A 7,537-nucleotide genomic window follows, 5' to 3' on the forward strand; every position below is an offset into this window, starting at 1 on the left:
TTTCCGCGTATACGCGGTTATGCTGTGATAAGTATTTTGTCAGCTCGGGACCATTATGGATAAGCATCCGCAAAAACCAAAAATTCATAAAGTTGAAACCGTCGCGCGCTCCCGGTTGTTTAACGTTGAAACCGTCGACCTCGAGTTCAGCAACGGAGCGCGGCGGATTTATGAAAGAATGCAGCCCTCCGATCGGGAAGCGGTGATGATTGTGCCGATAATCGATGACCATCTGGTGTTGATTCGGGAATATGCGGTAGGCATAGAGGATTACGAGCTGGGGTTTCCCAAGGGATTGATTGACCCCGGCGAGGAGATCCTGGAGGCGGCCAACCGGGAGTTGATGGAGGAAGTGGGTTTCGGCGCGCGGCGCATGGATATTTTAACCAAGCTGACCATGGCGCCATCGTATTTCTCCAGCAAAATGAATATTGTGGTGGCGCGGGATCTGTATGCGCAGCGGCGCGAGGGCGACGAGCCCGAGCCGCTGCCGCAGGTGCGTTGGCCGATCGATCGTATGATGGAGTTGCTGAACGAGCCTGATTTTCGCGAGGCGCGCAATGTCAGCGCGCTGTTCCTGGCCCATGCTTGGCTGGTGCGAAAATAACGGCCCGGTGATATCGGGTGACCTGCGCAAATCTTCCTTGAACACGCCTGCTTTAGGTTCAGTGATGGCGGGCCCTGCGCGGCTGGCCCCCATAGTCAGAACAGTTCGTGCGATTCGCCGCCGTTGTCGGTCACCACGGTGCCCACTTCGTGTACTACCCGGTCCTTCGGCTGGGTACCGTCGATAAAGTATTCATCGCGACTGTTGCCGCCGCCGTCGGAGAGTTTGCCGCTGCTTTTATCGATACTGACGGTGACAATGCCCGGCGGAGGCGTGACTTTTTGCTCCGGTATGCCTTCCAGCGCCACCTTCATAAAGTCATCCCAGGCCGGCTGGGCGCTTTTGGCGCCGCCTTCGCCGCCGGAAATCTGATCGCTGATGGCGCCCGACGCCGTGGCCCGGCCCAGGTTGCGGCGGTGATCGTCAAAGCCAATCCATACGGTGGTAACGGTTTGTGGTCCGTAGCCGGAGAACCAGGCGTCCTTGGAGTCGTTGGTGGTACCGGTCTTGCCGCCGATGTCGTGACGCTTCAAATCTTTGCCCGCGCGCCAGCCGGTGCCCATCCAGCCGGGTTCGCCAAAGATGTTGCTGTTTAGCGCGTCATGGATGAGAAACGCCAGCGGCGTGCTGATGACGTGCGGCGCATAGAGCTGGTTGCCGTCCGCGGCCTGCTGGGCGGGGGAAACGGTTTCCAGCCTGGGCATCGGCACGGCGGCGTTATTATCGGGCTGGCGCGACACGGCGACATTTTCCATGCTGTCGTCGGACAAGACGGCGGATTTGTTGGTATCGCCGTAAATCACCGGCAGGTCGCAGGTATCGCAGACTACTTTCGGTTTGGCTTCAAACACGGCATGGCCGGCTTCGTCCTCGATGCGGGTGATAAGGTAGGGATCGACCAGGTAACCGCCGTTGGAGAGCACCGAGTAGCCGCGTACCATTTGCAGCGGGGTGAACGACGCCGAGCCCAGCGCCAGGGATTCGGTATGCACGATATTCTGCGCCGGAAAACCAAAGCGCAGCAGGTATTCGGCGGCATAATCAACGCCCATGGCGCGCATGGCGCGCACCATCATCACGTTTTTCGACTGTCCCAGCCCCTGGCGCAGGCGGATCGGCCCGTCATAGGTCGGCGGCGAGTTCTTGGGCCGCCAGTCCGAACCGGCGCCGGCATCCCAACGGGAAATCGGCACATCATTGAGGATGGTGGCCAGGGTCAGCCCTTTATCCATGGCGGCGGTATACAGGAACGGCTTGATATTGGAGCCGACCTGGCGCAATGACTGGGTCACGCGGTTGAATTTGCTCTGGTTGAAATCGAATCCGCCGACCAGCGCCTTGACCGCGCCGTCCTGCGGATTAAGGGACACCAGCGCCGAGTTGACGTCGGGCACCTGCGCCAGCCACCAGATGTCGCCTACCTTGCGCACCCAGATTTGCTGGCCGGGATGAATGACGTCCGATACCTTTCGGGGCAGGGGGCCTTGCAGCGTATCGGTTTTAAACAAGCGCGCCCAGCGCACGCCTGCCATCGGCAGGGCGACGCTGCTGCCGTCCGCCATCAGGACGGTGGCCTGTTCGGCGTCGGCTTGCGTGACCACCGCCGGGAACAGCGGGCCGTAAACCGGCAACGCTTTCAAGGTGTCGACAATATGTTTCGGGTCCCAGGCCATTTCACCCACTTTCCACAGCACGTTGCTTGGCCCGCGATAGCCGTGGCGGATATCGTAATCGAGCACGTTGTTGCGCACGGCGTCCTGCGCCGCCAGCTGTAGTTTTCTGGTGATGGTGGTATAGACCTTATAACCATCGGTGTAGGCATTTTCACCGTAGCGTTTCATCATGTCCTGACGCACCATTTCAGAGACATAAGGGGCCGAAAATGCGATTTGCGGGGCGTGATAGTTGGCTACCAGATCGGTGTCGCGTGCCTGTTCGAACTGTTCGCGGGTAATGAAATTTTCGTCCAGCATGCGCGACAGCACAAAATTACGCCGCGCCAGCGCCCGATCGTGGGAATAAAGCGGGTTAAAGGTCGAGGGCGCCTTCGGCAGCCCGGCTATCACCGCCATTTCGCTCAGGGTCAATTGGTCGACATTCTTACCAAAATAGACCTGCGCGGCCGCGCCAACGCCATAAGCGCGGTAACCAAGATAAATCTTGTTGAGATACAGCTCGATAATCTCATCTTTCGTCAGCAGCTGTTCGATGCGGATGGCCAGGAAGGCTTCTTTGATTTTGCGGATCAGCGTCCGTTCCGGGCTGAGGAAGAAATTGCGCGCCAGCTGTTGCGTGATGGTACTGGCGCCTTGCGACGCATGGCCGGACATCAGCGCGATGGAGGCGGCGCGCATGATGCCCACCGGGTCAACCCCATGGTGCTCATAGAAGCGGCTGTCTTCGGTAGCCACGAAAGCATGGACCAGTTCCGGCGGTATCTGCTGCAGCTTCAGGGGGATACGGCGTTTTTCCCCGAACTGCGCTATCAGCTCACCGTCCGCGCTGTATACCTGCATAGGGGTCTGCAGCCGGATGTCTTTCAGCGTGGCGACGTCAGGCAGTTGCGGCTCGATGTATTTGTACATGCCAAATATCGAGGCTGCTCCCAACAGAATGCAACACACTGCAAAGATTAATAAATATTTTACGAACTTCACCTGAGATTTCCCATTTCATGTCATTTGGGCAGTTTATAAACAACCGCGCGCTAGTATAAAGGTAAGCCAGCACGTTGGATACGTACTTTTAATGACGGACGATAACGAATGAGAAGGAGCTCGATAAACATGGATTTTCGCATCTGGCAGGTGGGGTTGGCGTTTGAAAATGGCACCGCGAGAGCGCTGGCGGTGCGGCGGCGGCGCCAGGGCTGGCAATTGCGCCAGTGGTGGCAGCAGCCCATGCCTGAAGCATCGCCGGGCGAGGCGGAAGGCGCGCCGCCGGCCGGCCTGGACCGGCTGTTGGCAACCTGGCGCCGGCAGTTGCCCGGACGCATTTCGTTACGAGTTTGTTTGCCGTCGGCCGGATTTCTGCACCGGCGCATGGCCGCGCCGGATCACCGCCTTGGCGAGCCGGAACGGGAGTGGTATATCACCGCGCAGGCCCGCCGTCATTTTCCCGCCGGCCACGACAAGCTGCTGCTCGACTACCGCGACGATCCGCGGGCGCCCGGCACCCTGCTGGTGACCGCCGCCCGGCAGGCGACCGTGGCGCTGTGGCTATCCTGCCTTGAGCGCGCCGGGCTGGCTCCCGACGTGCTGGATATCGCACCCAGCGCCCTGCGCTGCATGGCAAACGCCGCTGGGCTGGCGCGCGATCGGCTGCTGATCCACGCCTCGTCGATGGGATGGCAGTGGGTTTCGCCGCTGGCGCGTCCCCTGGAGTTCGGCATGATCGCCGCCGGCGAGGCCGCGGCGCTGCCGGCGGCGCGCGGGCTTATCGACCAGCGCTATCCTGACGCCTGCGGCAGGGGGGAGCCGGCCTATTTCAGCAGCGACGACACCTGCGCGCCGCCGGCGGACGTGCTGCCGTGGTCGCCGTTTGCCGCCCTGTGGCAGGCGCATCCCCCGATACCGTCCTGGCCGGCGGCGTTTGCCATCGCGGGCGGCCTGGCCGTGCGCCGTGGAGATGAATGATGTGCCAGGTCAACCTTTTGCCCTGGCGGCGCCTTCGCCGGCAGCGGCGCGCAAGGCTGGTGGCGCTGCTGCTTGCGACCGAGCTGCTGCTGGCCTCCGGCCTGATGGGCTTCCTGGCGCGGCGCGCATATGAACAGCGCGGCGAACTGGGCGCGCGCCTCACGCAGTGGCAACAGCGGGAAAAGCAGGCTCTCGGCCTGCGGCTGCGGATGGATCTTCTGCTGGCGCGGCGGCAGCGCCTGGAACGCGCGCTGGGGCTCCAGCGCCAGGCCGGCGCCGCCAACCAGCGCTATCGGCTGCTGTTTGAGCAATTGCCGGTCCTGCTGCCGCCGGGGCTGTGGTTGACCCGGCTACGGCTGCGCGACGGGGAATTGCACTTGAGCGGTTGCAGCGAGCGCTATGAGCATATCAGTACGGTGGACCGCCGGCTGGCGCGGCATCCGCTGTTTGCTCCCGTGCGCTGGCGACAGATTGATCAGCTGGAAAACGGTCGCTTCAGCTTTGATTTGCAGACGGCGTGGCCCGCCGGGGTGGCGAACGATGGCTTACATTAATGCCTGGTTCGGGCGCGGTATGGAGCATCCTTGGCGCACGCTGGCGCTGGCGCAGGTCATGGTGGGCGTTTATGTCGCGCTGGGCGCGTTGCTGATTGTGCGCCCGGGGCAGGTGGCGCTGGAGATGCTGCGTCAGGATATCGGCCGTTGCAAAAGCGCGGTTATCGGGCTGGAGCGGGCGCATGCCGGTTTACCCGCCCGGCAACGCCTGGAGGCGGATACCCGGCGCTTGCGCGGCTCTATCGCGGCGGGCGAAACACTGCGCCGGGATCCGGCCGCCTTTATCGCCGTTATCCATCCCGGTCGGGCGGGAAAAATCACCTGGCGGACGCTGGGCGCCGCCGGCGACCGGGAGCGCGTTTCAGACCGCTGGCAGTTGGCGGTAACCACGGATTATCCCGGGCTGCGGCGCCTGCTGCACAATCTCTGCGCCCTGGAGGGCGCCCGGTCATTGGCGGAACTGGCCGTCAGGCGCAGGGATCGGCTGCTGGAGGCCGAGCTGGTCCTGTCGGCGCCGGCCGGTGCGCAAACAGAAAACGAGCGGCGGGAAAATGCGCCGTCAAAGGCGGGAAGCGGGAACCCGCATGCCACTGATGGTGAGGTCACGGGGGAAAGCCAGCGTGCGATGGCGCACGGCGCGGGCCTTGCGGGAGTGGATAAGTAGCATGGCGACGCTGCAGGCGATAAAGGGCCGGCTGTGTCGCCGACAAGGCATGACCCGCCGCTCCGGGCGGCGGTCAATGCCGGCCGCGCTGTTATTGCCGTTGTCGCTGCTGGCGCTGGTTCCGGTCTGCGCCGCGCCGCCGCCGGCGCGGGATCCGTTTCAGCCGGCGCAGGACGCTCAAGCGGGCCACGCCGGGCCGCGCGCGGCCAACGGTCCGGCCAATAGGGTTAAAGGGAAGGTGGGCGCGGGCGACCGCTGGCATTACTGGACCGTTGACGGACAGGGACGCTGGCGGCGGTGTGAACCGCCGCGCCCGGCAGCCAATCAGGATCATGAAGATCATAACGATGTCACCGGATAAAAAGGACGAAGGCTGTGAAAGGATACGCGCGGAAAGTGGGTGTAATATTATGTTGGCTAACGCTTGGCTGGGGAGACGCCGCGCTTGGCGGGCGGGCGGGGGGCGAAGCAGACAAACCGGTGACGCTGGTGTTTGACGACGCGCCGATACCGCAGGTGCTGCGCTCTCTGGCGGAGCATCAGCGCCTGAACCTGGTCATCGCGCCGGACATAAAAGGCACTATCAGCCTGAACCTGCGCAATGTGTCCTGGCGGCAGGCGGTGGATATCATTACGCGCACCGGGCGCCTGCGCCTGGAGCGCCAGGGGGACGTGCTGATGGTGTTTCCTGAGCGGCCGGGCGAGGCGGCAGGGCCGCAGGGGGAATTACCCTTGCGCAACCGGCTGGTGACGCTGGTGCACGCCGACGCCGGCGAAGTGGCGAAAAGTATCGGCTCGATCCGCAACACCCTGATGTCACCACGCGGCAGCGTGGTGCTGGATAAACGGACCAATTCCCTGGTGCTGCGCGATACGGAATCGGCGCTGTCTACGCTTGCCGGCTGGATAGCTATCTGGGATCTGCCGTTGGAACAAGTGATGATTACCGCCCATATCGTGACCATCAGCCGGGATAACCTGCGGGAGATCGGGGTGAACTGGCAGCACGGCGGCGGCGCCAGTCCCGCTTCCACGCGCCTGGGGGTCGATCTGCCGCTGAGCGAGCATTACGCCAACATGGGGTTTCGCCTGGCGCGCCTGAGCGGCCGTCTGCTTGAGTTGGAACTTACCGCGCTTGAGCAGGAAAATAAAGTGGATATCCTGGCCAGTCCCCGTCTTTATACCGCCCATCAACAAACCGCCAGTATCAAACAGGGCACCGAAATTCCCTATCAGGTGGCGAACGGCAAAAATAAATCGCCGGTCGTTCAGTTCAAGGAAGCGGTTTTGAGCATGGAAGTGACGCCCAAGATACTGCGCAACGGCAGGGTCACCCTCAATTTGCGCCTGAGCCAGAACGTGCCGGGGCGGGTTATCAAACAAGGGGAAAATGAGAGTGTTTCCATCGATATGGAGGAAATCAAGACCCAGGTGACCATTGCCGATGGCGAAACCATTGTTTTAGGAGGCATTTTTCAACACCAAAAACATCGAACCAGCGATAAAGTGCCGCTTTTGGCGGAGATTCCACTGCTCGGCGAGCTGTTCAAACGCCAGCGTGCGCACTATAAACAGCGTGAACTGGTTATTTTTATTACGCCGACCCGCATAACGGGGTAAACTTGATTGCCTCAATTTGGGCGAAATTGCGGTTTTAGCAACAAATTATGCGTTTTTTTCGCGTTCGATTTGACGCTGTGCCCAATTTCGCTTACAAGGGTAACCCATTGAGCATCGCTGTTTTTGCGTCACCTGTAATTTCGATAGCGATATCGGAATTCTTCCTTGCGGTGTGAGCATCGATTTAATCGGTTGCCAAACTACCCCGAGTGTTGAGATAATTTTTCGTCTGATTCTCGCACTATCGCTCATGAGGTTTCAGTTTAGGTCCCGCCGCTGATTTGATTGGCGGGGCGGGTTGTCATTAACGAATAATCTTAGTAATACCGAAAAACATGGCAGAGAAACGCAATATCTTTCTGGTTGGGCCTATGGGTGCCGGCAAAAGCACTATTGGGCGTCAGTTGGCTCAACAACTTAATATGGAGTTTTTCGATTCTGATCAAGAGATTGAGCG

General features: G+C 61.0%; 8 protein-coding genes. 7 read left to right on the forward strand and 1 reads right to left on the reverse strand.

Features of this window, described 5'->3' with window-relative positions; genetic code table 11:
• Positions 1 to 55 precede the first annotated feature (55 nt).
• Positions 56 to 607, forward strand: a complete 552-nt coding sequence (gene nudE, locus VGC33_RS14795; RefSeq protein ID WP_331121529.1) for an ADP compounds hydrolase NudE — start codon at positions 56 to 58, stop codon at positions 605 to 607.
• A 95-nt stretch (positions 608 to 702) separates the two neighbouring features.
• Here nudE and mrcA read toward each other — a convergent pair whose 3' ends face one another.
• Positions 703 to 3,264, reverse strand: coding sequence for a peptidoglycan glycosyltransferase/peptidoglycan DD-transpeptidase MrcA (mrcA, locus tag VGC33_RS14800; protein ID WP_331121530.1), 2,562 nt, complete (start codon positions 3,262 to 3,264; stop codon positions 703 to 705).
• Positions 3,265 to 3,393: 129 nt separating this feature from the next.
• Here mrcA and pilM point away from each other — a divergent pair, with 129 nt between their 5' ends.
• From pilM to VGC33_RS14830, 6 genes are all read left to right on the forward strand, one after another.
• Positions 3,394 to 4,242 carry a pilus assembly protein PilM gene (pilM, locus tag VGC33_RS14805; protein WP_331121531.1) on the forward strand — a complete coding sequence of 283 codons (849 nt, stop codon included), beginning with the start codon at positions 3,394 to 3,396 and terminating at the stop codon, positions 4,240 to 4,242.
• A complete protein-coding gene (locus tag VGC33_RS14810; protein ID WP_331121532.1) occupies positions 4,239 to 4,796 on the forward strand; it encodes a PilN domain-containing protein in 558 nt (185 codons plus the stop codon). The genes pilM and VGC33_RS14810 overlap by 4 nt, the downstream gene beginning before the upstream one ends.
• A complete protein-coding gene (locus tag VGC33_RS14815; RefSeq protein WP_331121533.1) occupies positions 4,783 to 5,460 on the forward strand; it encodes a hypothetical protein in 678 nt (225 codons plus the stop codon). Before VGC33_RS14810 ends, VGC33_RS14815 begins: the two co-directional genes overlap by 14 nt.
• A 1-nt stretch (position 5,461) precedes the next feature.
• On the forward strand, positions 5,462 to 5,821 hold the full coding sequence (locus VGC33_RS14820) for a hypothetical protein (RefSeq protein WP_331121534.1): 360 nt from the start codon (positions 5,462 to 5,464) through the stop codon (positions 5,819 to 5,821).
• 35 nt (positions 5,822 to 5,856) lie between these two features.
• Entirely contained in the window at positions 5,857 to 7,080 is a 1,224-nt protein-coding gene (locus VGC33_RS14825) for a secretin GspD/PilQ domain-containing protein (RefSeq protein ID WP_331121535.1), read from the forward strand.
• A gap of 335 nt (positions 7,081 to 7,415) precedes the next feature.
• Positions 7,416 to 7,537, forward strand: a 122-nt coding sequence (locus VGC33_RS14830) for a shikimate kinase (RefSeq protein WP_331121541.1), incomplete at its 3' end; no start/stop codon positions are given.

Source organism: Acerihabitans sp. (assembly GCF_036398755.1).
In the GTDB taxonomy this organism is placed as follows: Bacteria; Pseudomonadota; Gammaproteobacteria; order Enterobacterales; family Enterobacteriaceae; genus Acerihabitans.